Source organism: Mesorhizobium sp. P3_A8, assembly GCF_056402995.1.
Genome location: NZ_JBFUGI010000003.1, coordinates 497,890 through 519,227, shown reverse-complemented (window position 1 = coordinate 519,227; position 21,338 = coordinate 497,890). Strand labels below are relative to the sequence as shown.

Below are 21,338 nucleotides of genomic sequence, written 5' to 3'. Positions count from 1 at the left end.
GTCAATTGTTTTTTCGCAGGCGTTCCGCATGCCTCTGGCTGGTGGTGGCGCTGCAAACAACGGACCGGACCCCAGCGAAAGCGATTCCTGCTTTTCAGGGTCATGGGAACGTCATATTGCGCTTCAAGCCGGCCGCCGCAAGCGCCAGTGTGAATGGGGCAGGGGATGTCGAAGAGCAACAACGTCTACAAGGACGCCTACAACAGGTGCCTCAGGCTGCTCGACGAAACGCGCAGCCTGCCGTCGGAACCGGAACTGGGCACGCTGCTCGGTGTCAGCCGCACCACTGTGCGCAGCATCCTGACGCGCATGGAAGAAACCGGTCTGATCGCCTGGAACAAGCGCGCCAAGACGGTGCTGCGCGACCCGCGTCCCGACGACTTCTTCCCCGAGGAAGAGACCGACACCCTGGCCGAGATCATCGAGCGTTCGTTCATGCGCCGGCTGCTCGCCGGCGGCGCCGAGGCCGGCATGCAGATCAATGAGCTCGAACTGGCGCGCGAGATCGGCGTCGGCACCACCAGCGTACGTGAGTTCCTGATCCGCTTCTCGCGTTTCGGCCTGATCGAGAAGCGCCGCAACAGCCATTGGGTGCTGAAGGGCTTTACCCGGGCCTTCGCGCTAGAGCTGACCGAAATCCGCGAGATGTTCGAAATACGCTCGGCGGCTGCCTTCGCGGCTCTGCCGCAGGACAGTCCGGTCTGGACCGACCTCGACCGCCTGGAGGACGAACATCGCCAGCTGGCACGCGAGATCGCCACGCGCTTCAACGCGTTTTCCGAGCTGGACGAACGCTTCCACCGGCTTATCCACCGTGCGTCGCGCAACCGTTTCATCGTCGATTTCTACGACGTCATCGCCATGATCTTCCATTACCACTACCAGTGGAACAAGGCGCAGGAGCGCGAGCGCAACGAAGTGGCGGTCGGAGAGCATCTTGCCTATATCGAGGCGCTCAAATCGCGCGACCTCGGCAAGGTCGACGCCGCCTGCCGCAAGCACCTGAAGTCGGCAAGGCAGACATTGCTGACCTCGATCCCAGAAAGCCGGCCCTCGCTAAAGTCCTGAGCCGCGTTGCCGCAGCATCGAATTGCCGATTTTCCACTCGCCGGTCGCGTGATAGATATCCTTCCAGAAATTGCTTGAAGAGGCAGATGGCTTGAATAGCCGGGGGAGACGCTGGAGCATGCCGGTCGCGCTTGTCGCGGCCTACCTGCTGCTGCTCCAGTCGACGCTCGGCGCGTTCGCCTTCGGCACTGGCCCGAATGCCGCGCAGCTCGACGCTTTCGGCAACGTTATCTGTAGCCGCGATGGCGCCACCCAGCTCCCTGGTGGTGACCAGCACCCGTCGCACCTGCCGGCCTGCTGCACGCTTGGCTGCAGCATGTTCTCATCGGCCTTTGCGCCGCCGCCCGATGCCGGGCTGGCCCTGGGCAGCCTTTCCTTCGAAACGGTCGCCTTCGTCTTTCCGGCGAGCATTCATCTCGACTTCGCGCGCGAACGCTCGCCGTCGAACCCGCGCGCGCCGCCGCTGGCAGCCTGAGCTGCTTGCCCGGCGGAACCTTTCGCGGGCGCACCCATCCAAGGATCAAAACTGCTCGCGACCGGCAACGGCGCGATCATCACTTCATGGAGCAACCATGTCCCATTTTTCCCCTATAGCGGCGGGCACTCTGTTCAGTCGCATTCTGTCTCGTTTCCAGGAGCATCTCGGCGCTGCCGCGCTGGCGTTTGCGATCATGCTCGTCGGCGCCCAGTCTGTCCTGGCGCATGAGTTCAAGGTCGGCGATCTCGAGATCGAGCATCCCTGGTCGCGCGCCACACCGGCCGGCGCCAAGGTGGCCGGCGGCTATTTCACCATCGTCAACAAGGGCAGCGCGCCGGACCGGCTGCTGTCGATCTCCTCTGATGTCTCCGAAAAGGCCGAGCTGCATGAGATGGGTATCAAGGACGGCGTCATGACCATGCGGCCGGTTTCCGGCGGCCTGGAAGTCCCGGCGGGCGGCAAGGTGGCGCTGGCGCCTGGCGGCTATCATTTGATGTTCGTCGGCCTGAAGCGGCAACCCAAGCAAGGCGAGAAATTCGCCGCCACGCTGACCTTCGAGAAGGCCGGCACGGTCAATATCGAGTTTGCCGTCGAAGGCATGGGCGAGATGGGCGGCATGGACGACCACGCCAATTGATCGCGCCGATCCGCAAATTTTGAAATCAGAGGGACCACCATGAACAAGTATCTTTTGTCGGCCGGCGCGATTCTGGCGCTGGGAACAAATGCCGCCTTCGCGCACATCACGCTCGAAACCCAGGAAGCGGCGGTCGGCTCGACTTACAAGGCCGTGCTGCGCGTGCCGCATGGCTGCGACGGCAAGGCGACGACCGCCGTGCGCGTGCAGATTCCGGAAGGGGTGATCGCGGTGAAGCCGATGCCCAAGCCGGGCTGGACGCTGCAGACCAAGAAGGGCAAATATGACAAATCCTACCAGCTCTATGGTCAGGCGGTGACGGACGGCGTCAAGGAGGTCGACTGGAGCGGCGGCAATCTGCCGGATGAATTCTATGACGAGTTCGTCTTCCGCGCGACGCTGACGGCGGATCTGCCCGTCGGCCAGAAACTCTACTTCCCGGTGGTGCAGGAATGCGATGGCGCCGCCGACCGCTGGATCGAAATCCCCGCGGCAGGGCAGGATGAAGACGCGTTGGAGAACCCAGCGCCCGGCATCAAGCTCACGCCGAAGAAGTAATTTTCTCGCGGCGCGCTCTGCTCGTTAGGGCGCGCCGCATCCCAAGGCATGCCATGAGCGCAATATCTTCCCTGTGTATGGTCGGTACGACCGGCAAGCCCCTCGGCCGCATTGCCGGCGGGCTGCTGGCCCTGATCATGCTGTGCATCGTGATGGCCTCGACAAACCAGGCCTTTGCCCATGCCGCACTGATCAAGACCGACCCGGCTGACGGTGCGATCCTGGCGCAGGCTCCGACGCAGTTCTCACTGACGTTCAGCGAGCCGGTCTCACCGCTGGTACTGACGCTGGTGAAGCCCGACGGCACGCCGGTTGCGCTGACATCCTTCCGCCTCAGCGACCAGACCGTCGAGATCGACAATCCGCAAGCGCTCAAATCCGGCACGCATGTGCTGAGCTGGCGTGTCATTTCCGCCGATGGCCATCCGGTCGGCGGTTCGCTGCTGTTTTCCATCGGCGCGGCAAGCGAACCGCCCGCTGTGTCCGAGGCCGTCGACTGGCCGCTGCGGTCGGCGATCTGGATCGGCAAGGTCTTTCTCTACATCGGCCTTTTCCTCGGCGTCGGCGGCGCCTTTGCCCTTGCCTGGCTGGCCGGCGAAGGACGAGCGGGTCAGCGCTTCGTCACGGCCGCGATCCTGTGCGGCCTGCTGGCGGCGCCCTTGTCGCTCGGCTTTCAGGGGCTCGATGCGCTTGGCGCGCCGCTCTCCCATCTCGTGCAAGCAGTGATCTGGCGGACCGGGCTCGGCACCAGCTTCGGCTGGACGGTGCTGGTCGCCCTGATTGCGCTGGGGCTCGGTCTGCTGTCACTGGCCGGACCGCGTGTACTCGCCAAGCCGTTTGCGCTTGCCGGGCTTGCCGGCGTCGGCGTCGCGCTTGCCGCCAGCGGCCACGCCAGTGCGGCCGAACCGCAATGGCTGACGCGGCCGATGGTGTTCGTGCATGGCGTCGGCATCGCCTTCTGGGCCGGCGCATTGGTGCCGCTCGGTCTCGCGCTGAAGCGCCAGACGGCAGATGCCGTCGCTTTCCTGCGCCGCTTCTCCTCAGCGATCCTGCCTGTCGTGGCCGTGCTCGCCGCAGCCGGCATCGTGCTGGCCGTCATCCAGGTGCAGACCCCCTCGGCGCTGGTCGGTACCGCCTATGGCCGGCTGCTGCTGGTCAAGCTCGCGCTGCTGGTCTTCCTGTTCACGCTGGCCGCTGTCAATCGCTGGAAGTTGACTGCCTCGGCCGAGGCGGGCGCGACCGAGGTGCAACGCAGGCTCACCCGCTCGATCGGCGTCGAAATGCTGATCGTGCTGGCGATCTTCGGCGTTGCCGCGGGCTGGCGCTTCACGCCGCCGCCGCGAGCCCTGGCGATCGCGGCGGCGCAGCCGGTCTCGGTCCACATCCACGCGTTACAAGCGATGGCCGATCTCAGCATCACGCCCGGCCACGCCGGGCCGGTGGCCGCCTCGATGATCATCATGACCGGCGATTTCGGACCACTCGACGCCAAGGAGGTGACGCTGGTGCTGTCGAAACCCGATTCCGGCATCGAACCGCTGAAGCGCGCGGCGACCAAGCCAGGCGACGGCAGCTGGCGCGTCGACAACCTCGTCATCCCGGTTTCCGGCCGCTGGACGGTGCGCATCGACATCCTGGTTTCGGATTTCGAGATGGTGAAGATCGAGGCGCCGGTGGACATCAGGCCGTAACCGGCAGATGTGCAACACAATTCGGCGAGGCGGTTGACGCGGCGCGAAAGGCCCGTCAATCATCCCCGCCAAATCGCGGGCTCCAACCAACAAGATCCGAAAGCAGGGAAGAAACGATGGAAAAAGCCGAAATCGGCCTGATCGGCCTTGGCACGATGGGCTCCAACCTGGCGCTCAACATCGCCGAACACGGGCACCGCATTGCCGTCTTCAACCGCACAAGGGCACGCACCGACGCCTTTGTCGAGAATGCCGGCGCGCTGAAGAACATGGTCGTTCCCTGCTACAGCCTGGAAGAACTTGCCGCCGCGATCCGGCCGCCGCGCCCGATCATCATCATGGTGCTGGCCGGCAAGCCGGTCGACGAACAGATCGAAGCGCTGCGCGGCGTGCTGTCCAACAACGACATCGTCATCGATGCCGGTAATGCCAATTTCCGCGACACGATGCGGCGTTTCTCCGAACTGTCCGGCTCGGGCCTGACCTTCATCGGCATGGGCGTGTCCGGCGGCGAGGAGGGCGCGCGTCATGGGCCGTCGATCATGGTCGGCGGTACGGAGGATTCCTGGAAGCGCGTCGAAAAAGTGCTGACCGCCATCTCCGCCAAGTTCAAGGACGAACCCTGCGCGGCATGGCTCGGCACTGACGGCGCCGGCCATTTCGTCAAGACCATCCACAACGGCATTGAATATGCCGACATGCAGATGATCGCCGAGATCTACGGCATCCTGCGCGATGGCCTGGGCATGGGGCCGAAGGAGATCGGCGATGTGTTCGCCACCTGGAACAAAGGCAGGCTCAATTCCTACCTGATCGAGATTACCGCCAAGGTGCTCGCGGCAGACGATCCGAAGAGCGGCAAGCCGGTGGTCGATATCATCCTCGACCGCGCTGGCCAGAAGGGCACCGGCAAATGGTCGGTCATCGAGGCGCAGCAGCTCGGCATTCCGGCGACCGCGATTGAGGCGGCGGTGGCGGCACGCGTTTTATCGTCGATCAAGGAGGAGCGGCAGGCGGCGGAAAAGGCCTACGGCAATATCGGTGTGTCGAAGATCTCCGGCGACAAGGATGCGCTGCTGAAGGACCTCGAACTGGCGCTGTTTGCCGGCAAGATCGCTGCCTACGCGCAAGGTTTCGCGGTGATGGCTGGTGCCTCGAAGGAGTTCAACTGGAACCTGCCGATGCCGACCATCGCCAGGATCTGGCGCGCCGGCTGCATCATCCGCTCGCAGATGCTGGACACGATGGCGGAGGCCTTTAGCAGCGGCGGCGCGTCGACCAATCTTTTGATGGCGCCGGCTTTCATCAGCTTGATGTTGGAAGCGCATCCGTCGCTGCGGCGTATCGTGGCCAAGGCTTCCGAGGCCGGCGCGCCGGTGCCGGCGCTGTCTTCCGCGCTGGCCTATTTCGACAGCTACCGCCAGGGCCGCGGCACCTCGAACCTGATCCAGGCGCAGCGCGATTTCTTCGGCGCGCATGGTTTCGAACGCATCGGCGAGCAGGGTGCCTTCCACGGCCCGTGGGGCAGTGGCGCTGCCGGCTAAGCCATGGACCGCTGGTAGGCCAGAACCTCGCCTGGCACGCTGAGACTTTGCAGCGAGCCAGGTGCTGCGCCGCCGATCCAGCCGAGCACCGAGCGGGCGAGCTCCGAGCCCGCCAGCCGGAAGTTCTCGTTGACTATCAGCAGTTCGGGCCGAAACAGGTGCAAAAGGTCCGATGATTGCTTGGAGACGATATCGACGTCACGGCCAAGCTTGAGGCCCGCATCCTCGATGCCTGCGACGAGCGCAAGCGTGGCGGCGGCGCCGCTGCTGACGAAGCCGTCCGGCCTGATGTCGCGGCGCATCAGCTGCGCGGTCCTCGTTCTGATCTGCTCGATCGAATGGTCGATCGACACCGTGCTGAACGGGATCTCGTTGGCGCCGACCTCGCTCAGCGCGTCGGCAAAGCCGTTGACCGTGTGGCTGTGGTAGCTCAGTCCAATGGGTGGTGCCAGCAGAGCGAGCTTGCGGCGTCCCATGCTCGCAAGACGCCGCACGGCTTCGACCGCGAAAGCGTGATTGTCGAAATCATGATAGGGGTGGACCAGCCCCATGTCGGTGCGGCCATGCGTGGCAAAAGGAATGCCATGCTCGAGCATATAGCGGGCCCTGGCATCGTTCGGCTGCGTGCGTGAAATGATGACGCCATCGGCGGAACCGGTCTCGACCAGATAGCGTATGGGGTCGAGCGGATCCTGTGAGCGCGAATAGGGCGTGACGATCAGGTGATAGGGCGTGTCGGCGAGCACTTCCGAAACGCCGTAGATGATGTCCGAGACGAAGCTCATGATCTCGCGCTCGGTGTTGAGCACAAGACTGATGACATTGGTCCTGCCGGTGCGCAGGCGCACGCCAGCGCGGTTGGGCCGGTAACCGATCTGCTTGGCGACGAGCTGGACGCGGCGCCTGGTCTCCGCGCCAATCTCCGGCGCGTCCTTCAGGGCGCGCGATACGGTGGTGACGCCAAGCCCGGTCATGAAGGCAAGCGTCTTCAGCGTCGGCCGCTCCTTGGCCGAATTCTCGTCGTTCTTTTCCGTACGCCGTCTGTCCATTCGTCCCGCCCGTCAGGCGCATAGCAGTCGCAGGGCGGGTCGGCAATCGCCGCGATTTGCGGCGTCGCACAATTTCAAGCCCGGCGAAGGCGGCAATATACTGAAACGTTACAGGTTGCCAATCTCGATTGCCAGATGGCGAATGGGCAGGCGAACACGTGGTCGTGATTTCTCTTGAGAATACAAGGCGAAGCGTCCTTGCCGCACTAATTTTGCCGGCTTCCGTGGCCGAACTGTTTGTTTTGCGCTGCGATTGCTCATATTGCGGCGCACAACGGGATGATCGATGTCCTATTTTATTCGCGGCTCGAAAAAATATCGGACAGGCCGCCTGCCCAGGGTTGCGTCATCCCTACAATTGCCTTATCCAAAATCTGTAACGTTTCAGATTCTGGGAGGAACCGAAATGCGATACGGGATTTTGACCGCTGCGCTGGCAGCATCGGCCGCGCTGCAGTTTGCCGCCCCGGCCAGGGCTACGGACCTGGAAGTCATCCATTGGTGGACATCGAAGGGCGAGTCGGCTGCGGTGTCGCAGTTCGCAAAGGCCTTCGACAATGACGGCCATGGCGACAAGTGGGTGGACAGCGCCATTGCCCTGGGCGAAACCGCCCGTTCGACCGTCATGCAGCGGGTGCTCGGCGGCGATCCGCCCGGTGCGGCACAGTTCAATCCCGGGCGGCAGTACGAGGAGCTGATTTCGGGCGGCAAGCTGCTCGACCTCACCGATATCGCGACCGCCGGCAAGTGGGATCAGGTCATTCGCCCGAAGGCGATCGGCAGCGCCTGCCTCGTCGACGGTCACTGGTGGTGCGTTCCGGTCAACATCCATTCGAACTACTGGGCCTGGTATTCCAAGCCGGTGTTCGAGAAAGCCGGCGTGCCGGAGCCGAAGAGCCTGGCCGATTTCATCGCGGCCGCGCCGAAGATCAAGGAGGCAGGCTTCATTCCCTTCGCCATCGGCGGCGACGGAAACGGCTGGCAGATCCAGTTGCTCTTCCAGGACATGGTCACCGAGGCTCTCGGCGTCGCCAAGCGTGACGAGATGTACACCAAGAAGAGCGCCGAAATTGCCGGCGGCCCCGAGATGAAAGGCGTCTTCACGCAGTTGAGGACCCTGAAACAGTTCACCGACAATGGCTACGCCAACCGCAACTGGAACGACACCACCAATCTGGTGATCACCGGCAAGGCCGGGCTTCAGGTGATGGGTGACTGGGCGCGCGGCGAATTCGCGGCCGCCGGCATGACCGGCGTCAAGGATTTCGGCTGCATGATAGGCCTGAACGAGGCCAAGCCGGTGGTCAGCACCGACGGCGACATCATCGTCTTCTTCAAGCAGAACAATCCGGATGTCGAGGCAGCGCAGAAGCGCCTTGCCGCATTGCTCATCAGCCCTGAGGTTCAGGTCGCCTTCAACAACGCCAAGGGTTCGATGCCCGTGCGTGGCGATGTCGACATGTCGACGGCCGACCCGTGCATGCAGAAGTCGCTGAAGGCAGTGGAGGATCCGGCCAACATCGTCACCGCGACGAACCGGTTCATCACCGAGAACACCAATCAGCAGCTCAATGAACTCGTCGCGCAATTCTTCGCCGACGACTCCATGACGGCTGACGACGCCACCGCGAAGTTCGCCACCATCATCGGAAGTTCCGACTAGGAGCCGATCAGCATTCGAGGCGCCGCTAATGCAGCGGCGCCTCGGTCCCACCTCGCTCGCCAAGCAGAAAGCCTTTGTCGGCGGGCTGACAATCGCAGGATCGGAAGCTGCGGCGGTTGGGAATCTGGCGGAGGCCGACTTTCGCGTCGGCAGACGGTCCCGACGTGTCGATGGAAGTGGAGAAAAACGGACGATGCAGAGGAGATGGAGGCGCAGATTTCACCTGCCTGCCGTCATCGGCACGATACCGATGATTCTCGTTGCTGTCGGCGTCTTCGTGATCGGCATCGGCTTCTCGGTGCTCTGGTCGTTCACCAGTTCCAAGCTCTTCCCCAATTACGATTTCGTAGGCCTGGCGCAGTACAGGCGGCTTTGGGCCGATAGCCGCTGGCTCGTCTCGGTCAACAACATCTGGTTCTTCGGCCTGATGTCCATCACCTGCAACATGGTGTTCGGCTATCTGCTCGCCGTTTTCATGGACCAGCGCATCCGCCAGGAGGATCTGTTCCGCTCGATCTTCCTCTATCCTTTCGCCATGTCGCTGATCGTTACCGGCCTCGTCTGGCAGTGGGTGCTTGATCCCAATCTCGGCCTGCAGGAGGCAATGCGCAATCTGGGCTGGTCGAGCTTCAGCTTCGCTCCCCTGGTTGACGCCAATACCGCGATCTACGCGCTGGTCGTGGCGGGCATCTGGCAGGGCTCTGGCGTGACGATGGCGATCCTGCTTGCCGGCCTGCGCGGCGTTGACGAGGAGATCTGGAAGGCGGCGAAGGTCGACGGTATCCCGACATGGCGCACGCATGTTTCCATCGTGGCGCCGATGATGAAGGGCGCCTTCGCCACTGCTTTTGTTCTCCAATGTGTCGGCGTGGTGCGGGTCTATGATCTGGTCATCGCCATGACCGGCGGCGGCCCGGGCATCGCCACGTCAATGCCGGCGGTCTACGTCATCCAGCTCATCACTGTTCGCCAGAACGTCGGCCAGGGCATGGCGGCGGCAACGATGATGCTGCTGCCGGTGCTGGTCGTGTTGGCTTTCGGCGGACTTGTCTTGTGGCGGCGCAATCGCCAGCGGGAAGCAGCCGTATGACCGCCGGCGTGATCACCACTCAAGAGCAGCCCGTCCAGGCCGGCGTCGCGCCCTTCGGGCCGAAACCACGGCGGACATCGGCCGGCCGCATAGGCCTTTATGCGTTCCTGGTCGTCGCGGCGCTCTTCTTCCTCATCCCGGTCTACATCATGATCGTCACGTCGCTGAAGGGGATGCCCGAGATCAGGCTCGGACATCTTTTCAGCCTGCCGCTCGAGCCGACCTTTCAACCCTGGGCCGACGCATGGCTGCATGCCTGCACCGGTCGCGACTGCAATGGGCTCAGCCCCGGCTTTTACAATTCGGTGAAGATCACCGTGCCGAGCGTGATCATCTCGATCATCTGCGCCTCGATCAACGGTTATGCACTGACCTTCTGGCCATACAAGGGCGCCAATCTGCTGTTCGGCTTGCTCGTCTTCGGTGCCTTCGTGCCTTATCAGGTCGTGATCTATCCGCTGATCATCGGCCTGAGCTCGGTCGGGCTGTTTGCCACCCTTCCCGGCATCATCATCATTCACACGATCTTCGGCATGCCGATCCTGACGCTGCTGTTTCGCAATTTCTATGCGGCGCTGCCGGTCGAGCTGTTCAAGGCAGCGCGGGTCGACGGTGCGGGTTTCTGGCGCATCTTCTTCTCCATCATGCTGGCGATGTCGGTGCCGATCACCGTCGTCGCCGTCATCCTGCAAGTCACCGGCATCTGGAACGATTTTCTGTTCGGCATCGTGTTTGCCGGCCGGTCCAACTGGCCGATGACAGTGCAGCTCAACAACATCGTCAACACCACGACCGGCGTCAGGGAGTACAATGTCAACATGGCAGCCACCATTCTGACGGCGGCGGTACCTCTGATCATCTACTTCATCTCGGGAAGATGGTTCGTGCGCGGCATCGCCGCCGGCGCGGTGAAAGGCTGATGGGTATGGCGCAAAACGGTACCAGCGTATCGATCCAGGATCTGTCGCTGAATTTCGGTGCGGTGTCGGTGTTGAAGACGCTCAATCTCGATGTCGCCGAGGGCGAATTCATCGTGCTTTTGGGGCCTTCCGGTTGCGGCAAGTCGACCTTGCTCAACTGCGTCGCCGGCCTGCTCGATATTTCCGAAGGCCGCATCTTCATCAAGGGCAAGAACGTCACCTGGGAAGAGCCGAAGGACCGCGGCATCGGCATGGTGTTTCAGTCCTACGCGCTCTATCCGCAGATGACGGTGGAAAAGAATCTGTCCTTCGGCCTGCGTGTCGCCGGGTTGCCCAAGGAAGAAATCGCCAAACGCATCGCGCGCGCTTCGGAGATCCTGCAGATCGAGCCGCTGTTGCAACGCAAGCCCTCGGCACTGTCCGGCGGCCAGCGCCAGCGCGTGGCGATCGGGCGGGCCCTGGTGCGCGATGTCGACGTTTTCCTGTTCGATGAGCCGCTGTCTAACCTCGACGCCAAATTGCGCTCGGAACTGCGTGTCGAGATCAAGCTCTTGCACCGCAAATTGCAGAACACCATGATCTACGTCACCCACGACCAGATCGAGGCCATGACGCTTGCCGACCGCATCGCGGTGATGAAGGGCGGCGTCATCCAGCAGCTCGACGCGCCGCAAACCATCTACAACCGCCCGGTCAACCGTTTCGTCGCTGGTTTCCTTGGCTCGCCGGCGATGAATTTCCTCGACGGCAAGCTGGAGAAAGACAAGGGCGACTGGCATTTTGTTGTCGAGGATGTGCGCATTCCGCTCGCGACTTACGCCTTCGAGAAGGAGCCCGTGCCGGGGCCAGCCGTATTCGGCATGCGCCCCGAGCACGTCGCCTTCAACAGCGGCGCCGGCTGGCCGTTTACGGCTGACGCAAATGTCGAAGTCGTCGAACCGATGGGCTCCGATACGCTAGTCTGGCTGAAGCTCGGCAAGCAGAATTTCACCGTCCGGGTGACATCGGAGCGAACGCCGAAAAATGCCGACGCGGTAAGCATCGGCTTCGACCCGATGCGGGCCTCGCTCTTCGATGCCCAAACCGGCAGCCGCCTCTAATCTCTCCCAAGAACCATCCCCCAAGCCCCACCATCCCAAGCAGAACGGACAAAGACGATGAACTGGTCATTCCAACTTTACAGCGCCCGCAATTTCCTGCCCTGGACCGGCGTGCTGGAGACACTCGGCAAGCTTGGCTACACGCAAGTCGAAGGCTTCGGCGGCGTCTATGACGACCCCAAGGCCTTCCGCGCCGAACTCGACAAGAACGGCCTTTCCATGCCGACCGGGCATTTTTCCATCGACGCGCTGGAGAAGGATTTCGACGGCGTGCGCAGAACAGCCGAGGGGCTCGACATCAAGCTCCTGATTTGCCCCTATCTCCTGGCAGAGCAAAGGCCGTCCGACGCGGCCGGCTGGCGCGGCTTTGGCGAGCGTCTGGCCAAGGTCGGCGAGGTGGCCTCGAAGGCCGGCTACGGCTTTGCCTGGCACAACCATGATTTCGAGTTCAAGGCACTCGCCGACGGCTCGGTGCCGCAGGATCACATCCTGTCTTCCGCCCCCGGTGTTGGCTGGGAGATGGACCTCGCCTGGGTGGTGCGCGGTGGCGCCGATCCGCTGCCCTGGATCGAAAAGCACGGCAAGCGCATCGTCGCCGTACATGTGAAGGACATTGCAAAGCCGGGCGAAGGACTGGATGAAGATGGCTGGTCGGATGTCGGCCACGGCACGATCGACTGGGCCGGCCTGATCAAACTGTTGCGGGCCAAGAGCGCGGCAAAGTACTTTGTCATGGAACAGGACAACCCCAACGACATCGAGCGCTTCGCCCGCCGCTCGATCGCATCCGTCAAGGCTTACTAGGAACAATCATCATGGCAAAGAAATTGGGTATTGGCGTCATCGGCTGCGGCAACATCTCGAAAGCATATTTTTCGCTGGCGCCGCTGTTTCGCGGCATCGAGATGCGTGCCTGCGCCGACATCAACATGGACGCGGCCAGGGCGCGGGCGAAGGAGTTCAAGCTGCGCGCCGAAACCGTCGAGGATCTGCTCAAGGCCGACGACATTGACATCATCGTCAATCTGACGATACCGGCGGTGCATTACGAGGTGTCGAAACGCGTGCTCGACGCCGGCAAGCACGTCTATTCGGAAAAGCCGTTCGTGCTTTCGCTCAAGGAGGGCCAGGACCTTAAGGCGCGGGCTGAGAAGAAGGGGCTGCGCATCGGTTCGGCGCCCGACACCTTCCTCGGCGGTGCGCACCAACTGGTGCGCGAGCTGATCGACGAGGGCAAGCTCGGCAAGATCACCAGCGGCACCTGCCATGTCATGGGACACGGTATGGAGCATTGGCACCCCAATCCGGATTTCTTCTTCCAGCCGGGCGCCGGACCGGTGCTCGATATCGGGCCTTACTACATCACCAATCTGATCCAGCTGATCGGGCCGGTGAAGCAGGTGGCGGCCTTCGCGACGACCCCGGCCAAGGAACGGACCATCAGTTCAAAGCCGCGCGCGGGCGAAAAAATTCCGGTCAACACGCCAACCACCATCCACGGCCTGCTGGAGTTCGAGAACGGTGCGGTGGTGACGCTGAACACCAGCTGGGATGTCTGGGCTCACGGCCACGCGCCGATGGAGCTCTATGGCGAGGCAGGCACGGTGTTCGTGCCGGATCCGAACTTCTTCGGCGGCGACGTGCGCTTCACCGAAGAGGGCAAGCCGGTCAAGAAGCTGCCGAAATGGAAGCACCCGCTTGGCGTGCCGAATGAGATGCACGGCCAGGGCATGATGGCGAACTATCGCACGTCAGGTCTCGCCGACATGGCGCTGGCGATCGTCGAGGGGCGGCCGCACCGCTGTTCGATGGAACTGGCGCTGCATGCCGTCGATGTCATGACCGGCCTTCTGCGCTCCGGCGAGACAGGCAAGTTCGTTGCCATGCAGACCACTTGCGAACGGCCGGCCGCCCTTGGCATCAAGGCAGCCAAGGAACTGCTGGCCAAGAAAAAATAGGCCGCAGGGATTATCGATAATTTTTCAAATCTCCCTCTCCCCGTTTCGCCGGGGAGGGGGTAAGGAGAGGGCGAGCATCGATTCAATTGTTCCTTCCGGCGATCCCCGCGCCGCCTGATCCTGAGGATTTCCCATGCCCTACATCGCCGCAGAAAACCGCTACGAAAAAATGATCTACAACCGTTGCGGACGCTCCGGTCTCAAGCTGCCGGCGATCTCGCTCGGCCTGTGGCACAATTTCGGCAATGACACGCCGCACAAGACCAAGCAGGCGATCGCCCGCAAGGCCTTCGATCTCGGCATCACCCATTTCGACCTCGCCAACAATTACGGGCCGCCGCCCGGCTCGGCCGAGACCGCTTTCGGCGAAATCCTGCGCACCGACTTCGCCGGATATCGCGACGAACTGATCATCTCGACCAAGGCCGGTTATGAAATGTGGGCTGGCCCCTATGGCGAATGGGGCGGGCGCAAATACATGCTGGCCAGCCTCGACCAGAGCCTGAAGCGGATGGGGCTCGACTATGTCGACATCTTCTACTCGCACCGCTTCGATCCCGACACGCCGCTGGAAGAAACCATGGGCGCGCTCGACCATGCGGTGCGCTCGGGCAAGGCGCTCTATGCCGGCATCTCGTCCTACAATTCGCAGCGCACCCGCGAGGCCGCCGATATTTTGAAGCAGCTCGGCACGCCCTGCGTCATCCACCAGCCGAGCTATTCGATGCTGAACCGGTGGGTCGAGGAAGACGGCCTGCTCGATACGCTGGAAGGACTCGCCGTCGGCTCGATCGTGTTCTCGCCGCTGGCGCAAGGCATGCTGACCGACAAATATCTCGGCGGCATCCCCGACGGCAGCCGCGCCTCGCAGGGCAAGTCGCTCAAGTCGGCCTTCATCAACGACCGCACCATCGCCAACATCAAGGCGCTCAACGCCATCGCCGGCAAGCGTGGCCAGACGCTGGCGCAGATGGCGCTGGCCTGGGTACTGCGCAGGGGCAAGGTGACGTCGGCGCTGATCGGCGCCAGCCGGCCCGAGCAGGTCGAGGACTGTGTTGGCGCACTGAAGGTGCTTGACTTCAGCGATGCCGAATTGGCCGAGATCGATAGCTACGCGCGTGAATCCGACATCAATCTGTGGGCGGCCTCCGCCGAGCGCAAAGGCCCGCCGAGGAAATAGGGTTGCCGAGGGAATAGCTCCATTTGGCAAGCCGGCAAACAGAAACGGCGGGACATCTCCCGCCGTTTTCACATATGAAAGCAAATGCCGCCTTTCAGGGCGTCTTCGGCTTCTGGGCGGTGCCCAGACCTGCCTTCGGCTTTTCCGGCGCGGGGGCAGCAGTCTTCATCTTCGCCTCGATCCAGCCGCCATAGTTGGCCAGCCGCGTGTAGATGCCATAGGCGTCCTTGTGGCCGCAGGCCGCGCTGCCATCGGCCGGGCCTTCGCCCCAACTGACGACGCCGACCTGGACCGGGCCGTCGGCGCCGGTGATGAACAGCGGGCCGCCGCTGTCGCCATTGCAGGCATCACGTACGCCGCTGGTGGTGCCGGCGCAGATCATGTTGCTGGTCAGCGGGTCGGTCATGTCGGCGGCGATGGCGTTGGCGGCGGCATCGATGCCCTTTTCCGAATAGCGCATGCGATGCGACAGGTCGCCAAGCGCCGCCTTCAAATCATGCGCATAGATGGCCTTGATGCCGCTGTTGCAGGCCTTGTTCGGCTGCAGATCGAGGTCGGCCACCATCAGCGTGGTCGGGAACGTCCCGTCCTGCATCTTGCCCCAGCCGGTGACGGTGGTCTTGCCGGTTTCGGGGGTCGCCTCATGGGTAAGCTTGATGGTCGGCGCATCGGCCGTATCCGCAAGCCGGAGCAGGCCGAGGTCGTTGTCGAGTGTCTGCTCGCTGTAACCCTCGTTGACGATGACCTGCACCACTTTGTGGCGCTTGCCCTCGCTGAGGTCGGTAGCGCCGGTCAGCACGGTGACAGAGTCCGGCGAGATCGGCTTGCCCTTGTCGTTGAGGCAGTGCGCCGCCGTCAGCACCCATTGCGGCGCGATCAGGCTGCCGCCGCAGAATTGTGCATTGGCCTGCGAGGCGGGATTCTCGTCCAGCCTGGCGGTGGTGAGCAGCGCGACCTGGAAAGGATAGGCGCCCTTTTCGGCCTGGTTGCCGCCATAGACCCGGTCGGCGCCGTCGGGGTTTTCCGCCGCCGCCTTGGCCCTGGCGTCGTTCACACGCTGCATCGGCGAGACCGCCGCTTCGGGCCTTGCGGTGCTTTCATCCGCCCGGCCGGTGTTGATTGATACAAAGGCAGCGGCAATGCCAAGCAGCGATGCGGCAGCGATTGGTCCGAACCGATTTGTGATGTGCACCTGAACCCTCCTGAGACAATTCTCCCGCGCAGATCGACGCCGGGCATTGTGCAAGGAGGTGCTGCCGATCCGGCGATCCGCACGCGTGCCGTATCGAAACGGCGCGCGATCGGTCACAAAACCGAAGCCCACTTTTGCTAACCGTGCCCGCGAGTAGAACCCGCACAAAATCCTATAGCCCCCCACGGGCTACGTGGAAGCGATTTGTCATTGCCAATCTAGGATTATTTTAGGCAGTATGTCGCGATAGGGTCTTTTAGCGGGGGCTTAGATTGACCGTGGCAAACAACGAACCGGTGCGTGCGCCGATTGCCTTAACCATTTTTTCGGTACCACCACGATCTCGACAATATTTCTGTATTTTGATCCAGTCCTTGCTGACTTTTGGGAGAGTCTCACCATGCCAAAACTGACAAACGTTATGATTGCCTCCGCATTGCTTTCCACCGCAATGTGGACGGTCCCGGTTTTCGCCGCCGACCCTGGTTCCGCCAGTGCCGGTAATGGCGAAAGCATGCGGGACGTATCTTCAGGCGACTTCAAGGCCGGTCGGGCAAAACCGATCACGACACCGAAGCTTACTGACGAAGACAGCCGCGCCGCGCCGCTCACCGACGAGAAAACGGCTGTGAAATCCTATGGCATCGTTGGACGTTCCGCCGATGGCAAGGTGATCAAGATCGAGCCGAGCGAAGCGCTGCGCGAGCTCATCATCAAGGAACTGAATGCGCCGGCCAATGGAACAGAAGGTGGCCCGCGCAAGACCGAGGATCCCGGGCTCGGCGAAGGCGAAGCCGGCCGCCAGGTTTTCGGCACCGACGATCGCGAGCAGGTCAAGAACACCAAGACCTATCCGTTCTCGGCAATCGGCTATCTCGAAGCCAAGTCGAAGACCGGCTTCGGCAGCTGCTCGGCAACCTTGATCGGCCCGCGCACCGTGCTCACCGCAGCGCACTGCCTCTACAGCCATGAGGACAAGGACTGGTTGTCCGACTATCTGTTCGTGCCGGGCCTCAATGGCAGCACCGCCGATGACGCACCGTTCGGCGCCTTCACTTATGAAAGCGCCTATGTGCTGCAGGGCTTCATCGACAACTACCAGGGCTACTATGGTTCGGTCATCCCGTGGGATCTCGGCATCGTCACGCTGAAGCAGGATGTCGGCACCAACCTCGGCTGGCTGGGCTACGCCAACTATGACGATCTCGGCGACTTCACCGCCAACCTTGTCGGCTATCCCGGCGACAAGCCGATGGGCACGATGTGGAAAGCGAGTTGCGAAGTGAAAGCCGAGAACATCGCCCCGGAATATTTCCAGTATGACTGCGATACGTTCCCGGGGTCGAGCGGCAGCTCGGTCTATGCCTACGACAACAACTCCAAGCAGCGCATCATCACCGGCGTGAACGTGGCGGAAAGCCCCGACGCGAACACCGCCGTGCGCCTGAACGCGGCCAACATCCAGTGGATCAACAGCCTGTACAAATAATCCGGGCTGGGTTCGCAGAGAACGCAAGGGCGGCGGGTCAATCCCGCCGCCTTTTTCGTGCCGATCCTTGCGCTTGCACGAGGCAGGCACCGCGACTACGCTTGGCTTGCCAAGGGGTTGGCATCCAAAGGGGTTTTGGGGATGGCGCGGGCAAGGGCAGTGTTCGGGATGGCGGCCGCATCGATGCTGGCCACGCTGATGCTTTCACCGGCTTTCGCCGATCCCGCCCCTGTCGGTGGCGCCTGGGCGGAGCGCGTGCAGATCCTCTATCAGGCCGACACGCGCTCGGTGCTGCGCCGGACCGTGCGTGTCTGGGACTTCCATCCGGAAAAGAACCTCGACTTCGTCTGGGAGCCGGCGGCAGGCCAGTCGCCGGATAAGACCATCGCCGAGGACGGTACCATCAACGGCAAGGGCAGGCTGGTGTGGCGGGTGCGCGGCTCGGCGAGCTATGATCCGAAGACCGTCTACTCCAGCTATTTCGGCGATGTCAGGAACGGCCGGCCCAACGGGCAAGGCCGGCTTGAGCTGCGCTCGGGCGAGTTCTTTGATGGGTATTGGCTTGGCGGAGCACTCAACGGGAAAGGCATCCATGTCGATGCCGACGGCAATCGCTATGAAGGGCAATTTGTCGACGGCATCCCGAATGGCGAGGGTCGGCTGCTGTCGAAGACAGGCGAGATCTTTGCCGGCTCCTTTGTCGATGGCCTGAAAAATGGCAAGGGTCAGACCCAACTCGCCGGCGGTACGGTCTATGAATCGCAATGGGTGATGGGCAAGGAGGTCGGCGGCTCACGCCCGGACGTTCTGGCCGATGCCAGGGTCGGCGGCCTGCTCAAGGCGCAGGCCGGCGGCGGCGATGCCGACAAGGTCGAGATCGGCGTCGTGGTCGATCAACGCATGACCCAGCAGTCCGACATGCAGTACCAGCATCTGGTGCGTGATGAGGACATCGCGATCTATCCCCAGGATGAGTCCTACAACGACGCTTGGAACGGCACCGGAAAAGTCACCACCGGCAATGTCTATGAAGGCAAGGACTGGGAGGACACGCCGGCCTTTGCCGAGGTCGACCTGAAGACGACGGACGAGTCCAGGGTCAAGCTCAACAGCCTCGAAATGAAGGTAGCTGCCAGCGACGCCTACCGCAAGCCGATGCTGTCGATCTCCGAGCATTTCGGCTGCATCGGCTTTCGGCCGGATTTCACGATCATCAACAATGGCTGGGGCGACGCCAAGGATATGAAGATGTCGATCCAGTTCACCACGGTGGACGAGGAAGGCAACCCGACCGGCCAGCCAAGCCGCATGTTCACCAAGGACATAGGCGGTTTCGGCGAGGGCGTCGATGTGTCGATCAAGAGCGTGCTCGACGAGGCCGGCGTCGATACGGCGAGCCTGGAAACGGGGCGTTTTCCCTGTCCGTCGGTCGACAGTCTCAATGTCTGCCGCAGCCAGCTCACCAACAAGATCAAGTTCGGCGAGGTCGGCGACTATCTCGGCAATTTCAACCAGGCGATGACGCTGAATGCGATCGGCAAGTTCGATTATTCCTGGGCCGACGATCAGGGCAATGTCTACCAGCAGAGCGAGCCCTTCCGCACCCAGATGACCATGGCGGTCTTCGAGGTTCCCGAATCGATGGCCGAATGCGGCGATGGCGGTGGCGGCAGCCCGGAAGCGATGCGCTACCAGAACATCGAATTCCCGATCGGCAAGCACGACTACACTATTCCCATGCCGGTGCGCGGCAACAAGAACGTCAGCGCCTATACGGCACGGCTGAAAATGTGGTCGGCGATGTCGTCGATCCACAGTTTCAGCATCGCCGCCCATTTTGCCGACGGCAGCGTGCGCGAGAGCAAGCCGGTGACCTTCTTCTATTTCCGGCCGAAGCCGTCGCTGTTCGAGACCAAGACCGAGCCGGCGGCCTGTTATCTGCCGCGCAGCATGGCCGGCTGTGGGTAGCTATTTACGACCCATTTCGAAATAGTTGGGCAGCGGGATGAGCCTGGTGAAGATCGTGCCCTGGGCGAAGACGCGCAGTTCCAGCATCGATCCGGATGAGCGTTGCGCGCTCTGGTCGAAGAGGAAATTGCCGAGCGAATAGACTTCCGCCACATCGCCGCCGGCAAGCGGGACGATGCCCTCGCTCGACACATGCGGATGGCCGCCGACAATGGCCGAGACACCGCGCAGCCGCATCTCGTCGGCAAGCATCTCTTCGCGCGGCGACGGTTCGGTCTTGTACTCGCGGCCCCAATGGACGAAGGCGACGACCGGCCGTTGCGCGTTTTCATGTAGCAGCCGGTCGAGCAGAGCAGGGGTCAACAGGTCGGTGTTCTTCGAACCGTTGGTGTCGATGTCGGTCAGGCCGACAAGGTCGAGATCGGCAAGCGCCAGCGTCTCGCCCTGGCCGAAATGCGCGATGCCTGCCTCGTCCAGCGCGCGCAGCGTCTCGGCATAGCCGGACGGGCCGAGATCATAGGCATGATTGTTGGCGAGGCTGACGCCGGCGACGTGCAGCCGCTTCAGCATGTTGGCAGCGAGGTCTTCCGGCATGGCCAGCGTCATGTCGTCGATCGCTTCCGGCACATTGGGCAGGATGACGCCTTCGAGATTGACGATCAGCGGCCGCGATCCGGTCAGCGCCAGGATGCTGTCGACGATCTTGTCGGCAACGCCGTCGCGGACCAGGATTTTCTTCATGGCGCGGCCGAAATTCACGTCGCCGGCGAGATAGTAGATCCTGTCCTTGGGACGCGCGGGGTTGTTGAAGCCTGGGCCGAAGGCGCCGAACAGCGCCACGACATAGCTGGTGGTCCGCTCGACATAGTCGGTCGTGTGTTCCTGCGAATTCTCGTTGGCGACGACCAATGGCTGGGCGCCAAACAGTTCGCGCTGCAGCCTGGTCTGGATGTAGAGCGCGCCGACGGAATCAGCGTGATCGGGCTGGCGCAGGGCCGCTATGCCGTCGAGCGATCCAGCGGCCAGCATGTTCAGCGACTGCTGGTCGAAACGTATGGAGTCATGCTGCGGCAGGTAGTGCGAGAAGTCGGTGGATTCGACGATCAGCGTGTCCTGGTCGACGATCGGTTTGAGCGCCTCGGCCAGCCTGTCCCAGTCGCCGCGCTTAGCCTTGACCGACATCGCCACCGGCACGATTTTCGCCTCGGGGAAATAGTGGTGCAGGAACGGCAACATGGCACGCACGCCATGCTCCTTGTCGAACAGGCAGGATTCTTCAACCATGTCGCTGTGTGCCTCCAGCAGGCGCACGGCATCGGTGTCGGCTGCAACCGGGCCAAGCACTGTGTCGAAGCCGCGCACCGTGGTCGCATAGAGCTTGTGCGTCTTGTGGAAATGGTCCGGCGACAGGATGACGATGCGCTTGTAACGGAAGCCGGACGCCGCGCGGAAGCCGAGCGCCACGAGGTCGGCGGCCAGGAGATGATGCGGCACGGTGATGCCGGTCAGCCGCTGGTTGGAAGGCTGGACATCGGCGACGCTGGCGATGGCATTCTTGAACAGCGTGGCGTCGTCGTAGAAGGGCGGGAAGTTCTCGGCGCCGGGTGGGCAGACGACAGGGGCGGCGAAGGTGGGGAGGGGAAGAAAGATGACAAGCGTGATTATAGAAATCATTAGGATGGTCCGCGCCCAGGCACCCCCCTCTGTCCTGCCGGACATCTCCCCCGCAAGGGGGGAGATCAGATGTCGCCAC

18 protein-coding genes are annotated in these 21,338 nt (G+C 62.6%); 15 read left to right on the top strand and 3 right to left on the bottom strand.

What is annotated here, in order from left to right:
* The first annotated feature begins 165 nt into the window (after positions 1 to 165).
* From AC1DX4_RS10305 to gndA, 6 genes are all read left to right on the top strand, one after another.
* Positions 166 to 1,068: a GntR family transcriptional regulator gene (locus tag AC1DX4_RS10305; protein ID WP_477220208.1), complete on the top strand. Its 903-nt coding sequence runs from the start codon at positions 166 to 168 to the stop codon at positions 1,066 to 1,068.
* Positions 1,069 to 1,186: 118 nt separating this feature from the next.
* Positions 1,187 to 1,543, top strand: coding sequence for a DUF2946 family protein (locus AC1DX4_RS10300; protein ID WP_477220207.1), 357 nt, complete (start codon positions 1,187 to 1,189; stop codon positions 1,541 to 1,543).
* A gap of 97 nt (positions 1,544 to 1,640) precedes the next feature.
* On the top strand, positions 1,641 to 2,183 hold the full coding sequence (locus AC1DX4_RS10295; RefSeq protein WP_477220206.1) for a copper chaperone PCu(A)C: 543 nt from the start codon (positions 1,641 to 1,643) through the stop codon (positions 2,181 to 2,183).
* A gap of 39 nt (positions 2,184 to 2,222) precedes the next feature.
* Positions 2,223 to 2,741 carry a YcnI family copper-binding membrane protein gene (locus tag AC1DX4_RS10290; RefSeq protein WP_477220205.1) on the top strand — a complete coding sequence of 173 codons (519 nt, stop codon included), beginning with the start codon at positions 2,223 to 2,225 and terminating at the stop codon, positions 2,739 to 2,741.
* A 53-nt stretch (positions 2,742 to 2,794) separates the two neighbouring features.
* Positions 2,795 to 4,432, top strand: a complete 1,638-nt coding sequence (locus tag AC1DX4_RS10285; protein ID WP_477220204.1) for a copper resistance CopC/CopD family protein — start codon at positions 2,795 to 2,797, stop codon at positions 4,430 to 4,432.
* Between the two features lie 116 nt (positions 4,433 to 4,548).
* Positions 4,549 to 5,976 (top strand): NADP-dependent phosphogluconate dehydrogenase, encoded by a 1,428-nt coding sequence (gndA, locus tag AC1DX4_RS10280; protein WP_477220203.1) that lies wholly within the window; start codon positions 4,549 to 4,551, stop codon positions 5,974 to 5,976.
* On the opposite strand, the gene AC1DX4_RS10275 is transcribed toward gndA, so the two are convergent.
* Positions 5,973 to 7,025 (bottom strand): LacI family transcriptional regulator, encoded by a 1,053-nt coding sequence (locus tag AC1DX4_RS10275; protein ID WP_477220202.1) that lies wholly within the window; start codon positions 7,023 to 7,025, stop codon positions 5,973 to 5,975. The two genes, gndA and AC1DX4_RS10275, sit on opposite strands and share 4 nt — an antisense overlap.
* Before the next feature lie 406 nt (positions 7,026 to 7,431).
* Between AC1DX4_RS10275 and AC1DX4_RS10270 the strand changes: the two genes are divergently transcribed.
* From AC1DX4_RS10270 to mgrA, 7 genes are all read left to right on the top strand, one after another.
* Positions 7,432 to 8,688 (top strand): ABC transporter substrate-binding protein, encoded by a 1,257-nt coding sequence (locus AC1DX4_RS10270; protein ID WP_477220201.1) that lies wholly within the window; start codon positions 7,432 to 7,434, stop codon positions 8,686 to 8,688.
* Positions 8,689 to 8,881: 193 nt separating this feature from the next.
* A complete protein-coding gene (locus AC1DX4_RS10265; protein WP_475457240.1) occupies positions 8,882 to 9,778 on the top strand; it encodes a carbohydrate ABC transporter permease in 897 nt (298 codons plus the stop codon).
* A complete protein-coding gene (locus tag AC1DX4_RS10260; protein WP_477220200.1) occupies positions 9,775 to 10,698 on the top strand; it encodes a carbohydrate ABC transporter permease in 924 nt (307 codons plus the stop codon). Before AC1DX4_RS10265 ends, AC1DX4_RS10260 begins: the two co-directional genes overlap by 4 nt.
* Positions 10,698 to 11,798, top strand: coding sequence for an ABC transporter ATP-binding protein (locus tag AC1DX4_RS10255; RefSeq protein ID WP_477220199.1), 1,101 nt, complete (start codon positions 10,698 to 10,700; stop codon positions 11,796 to 11,798). The genes AC1DX4_RS10260 and AC1DX4_RS10255 overlap by 1 nt, the downstream gene beginning before the upstream one ends.
* 57 nt (positions 11,799 to 11,855) lie before the next feature.
* Positions 11,856 to 12,602 carry a sugar phosphate isomerase/epimerase family protein gene (locus AC1DX4_RS10250; protein ID WP_477220198.1) on the top strand — a complete coding sequence of 249 codons (747 nt, stop codon included), beginning with the start codon at positions 11,856 to 11,858 and terminating at the stop codon, positions 12,600 to 12,602.
* 11 nt (positions 12,603 to 12,613) lie between these two features.
* A complete protein-coding gene (locus AC1DX4_RS10245) occupies positions 12,614 to 13,756 on the top strand; it encodes a Gfo/Idh/MocA family protein (RefSeq protein ID WP_477220197.1) in 1,143 nt (380 codons plus the stop codon).
* A 133-nt stretch (positions 13,757 to 13,889) separates the two neighbouring features.
* Positions 13,890 to 14,936, top strand: a complete 1,047-nt coding sequence (gene mgrA / locus AC1DX4_RS10240) for an L-glyceraldehyde 3-phosphate reductase (RefSeq protein WP_477220196.1) — start codon at positions 13,890 to 13,892, stop codon at positions 14,934 to 14,936.
* A gap of 94 nt (positions 14,937 to 15,030) precedes the next feature.
* Here the strand turns inward: mgrA and AC1DX4_RS10235 are convergent, their stop codons facing one another.
* The gene (locus AC1DX4_RS10235; protein WP_477220195.1) at positions 15,031 to 16,128 is read right to left on the bottom strand and encodes a serine protease; all 1,098 of its coding nucleotides are present in this window, start codon (positions 16,126 to 16,128) and stop codon (positions 15,031 to 15,033) included.
* 400 nt (positions 16,129 to 16,528) lie between these two features.
* Between AC1DX4_RS10235 and AC1DX4_RS10230 the strand changes: the two genes are divergently transcribed.
* The gene (locus AC1DX4_RS10230; RefSeq protein WP_477220194.1) at positions 16,529 to 17,617 is read left to right on the top strand and encodes a trypsin-like serine peptidase; all 1,089 of its coding nucleotides are present in this window, start codon (positions 16,529 to 16,531) and stop codon (positions 17,615 to 17,617) included.
* Between the two features lie 168 nt (positions 17,618 to 17,785).
* Entirely contained in the window at positions 17,786 to 19,585 is a 1,800-nt protein-coding gene (locus tag AC1DX4_RS10225) for an MORN repeat-containing protein (protein ID WP_477220193.1), read from the top strand.
* On the opposite strand, the gene amrB is transcribed toward AC1DX4_RS10225, so the two are convergent.
* Positions 19,586 to 21,259 (bottom strand): AmmeMemoRadiSam system protein B, encoded by a 1,674-nt coding sequence (gene amrB / locus AC1DX4_RS10220; RefSeq protein ID WP_477220192.1) that lies wholly within the window; start codon positions 21,257 to 21,259, stop codon positions 19,586 to 19,588.
* Positions 21,260 to 21,338 lie beyond the last annotated feature (79 nt).

What these genes read in the sequence shown, in the direction of transcription:
- AC1DX4_RS10225 (WP_477220193.1), top strand. Translation starts at nt 17,786, where the DNA reads ATGGCGGCCGCATCGATGCTGGCCACGCTGATGCTTTCACCGGCTTTC.
- amrB (WP_477220192.1), bottom strand. Translation starts at nt 21,259, where the DNA reads ATGATTTCTATAATCACGCTTGTCATCTTTCTTCCCCTCCCCACCTTC.
- AC1DX4_RS10230 (WP_477220194.1), top strand. Translation starts at nt 16,529, where the DNA reads ATGCCAAAACTGACAAACGTTATGATTGCCTCCGCATTGCTTTCCACC.
- AC1DX4_RS10260 (WP_477220200.1), top strand. Translation starts at nt 9,775, where the DNA reads ATGACCGCCGGCGTGATCACCACTCAAGAGCAGCCCGTCCAGGCCGGC.
- gndA (WP_477220203.1), top strand. Translation starts at nt 4,549, where the DNA reads ATGGAAAAAGCCGAAATCGGCCTGATCGGCCTTGGCACGATGGGCTCC.
- AC1DX4_RS10245 (WP_477220197.1), top strand. Translation starts at nt 12,614, where the DNA reads ATGGCAAAGAAATTGGGTATTGGCGTCATCGGCTGCGGCAACATCTCG.
- AC1DX4_RS10265 (WP_475457240.1), top strand. Translation starts at nt 8,882, where the DNA reads ATGCAGAGGAGATGGAGGCGCAGATTTCACCTGCCTGCCGTCATCGGC.
- mgrA (WP_477220196.1), top strand. Translation starts at nt 13,890, where the DNA reads ATGCCCTACATCGCCGCAGAAAACCGCTACGAAAAAATGATCTACAAC.
- AC1DX4_RS10250 (WP_477220198.1), top strand. Translation starts at nt 11,856, where the DNA reads ATGAACTGGTCATTCCAACTTTACAGCGCCCGCAATTTCCTGCCCTGG.
- AC1DX4_RS10300 (WP_477220207.1), top strand. Translation starts at nt 1,187, where the DNA reads ATGCCGGTCGCGCTTGTCGCGGCCTACCTGCTGCTGCTCCAGTCGACG.
- AC1DX4_RS10290 (WP_477220205.1), top strand. Translation starts at nt 2,223, where the DNA reads ATGAACAAGTATCTTTTGTCGGCCGGCGCGATTCTGGCGCTGGGAACA.
- AC1DX4_RS10295 (WP_477220206.1), top strand. Translation starts at nt 1,641, where the DNA reads ATGTCCCATTTTTCCCCTATAGCGGCGGGCACTCTGTTCAGTCGCATT.
- AC1DX4_RS10305 (WP_477220208.1), top strand. Translation starts at nt 166, where the DNA reads ATGTCGAAGAGCAACAACGTCTACAAGGACGCCTACAACAGGTGCCTC.
- AC1DX4_RS10285 (WP_477220204.1), top strand. Translation starts at nt 2,795, where the DNA reads ATGAGCGCAATATCTTCCCTGTGTATGGTCGGTACGACCGGCAAGCCC.
- AC1DX4_RS10270 (WP_477220201.1), top strand. Translation starts at nt 7,432, where the DNA reads ATGCGATACGGGATTTTGACCGCTGCGCTGGCAGCATCGGCCGCGCTG.
- AC1DX4_RS10255 (WP_477220199.1), top strand. Translation starts at nt 10,698, where the DNA reads ATGGGTATGGCGCAAAACGGTACCAGCGTATCGATCCAGGATCTGTCG.
- AC1DX4_RS10275 (WP_477220202.1), bottom strand. Translation starts at nt 7,025, where the DNA reads ATGGACAGACGGCGTACGGAAAAGAACGACGAGAATTCGGCCAAGGAG.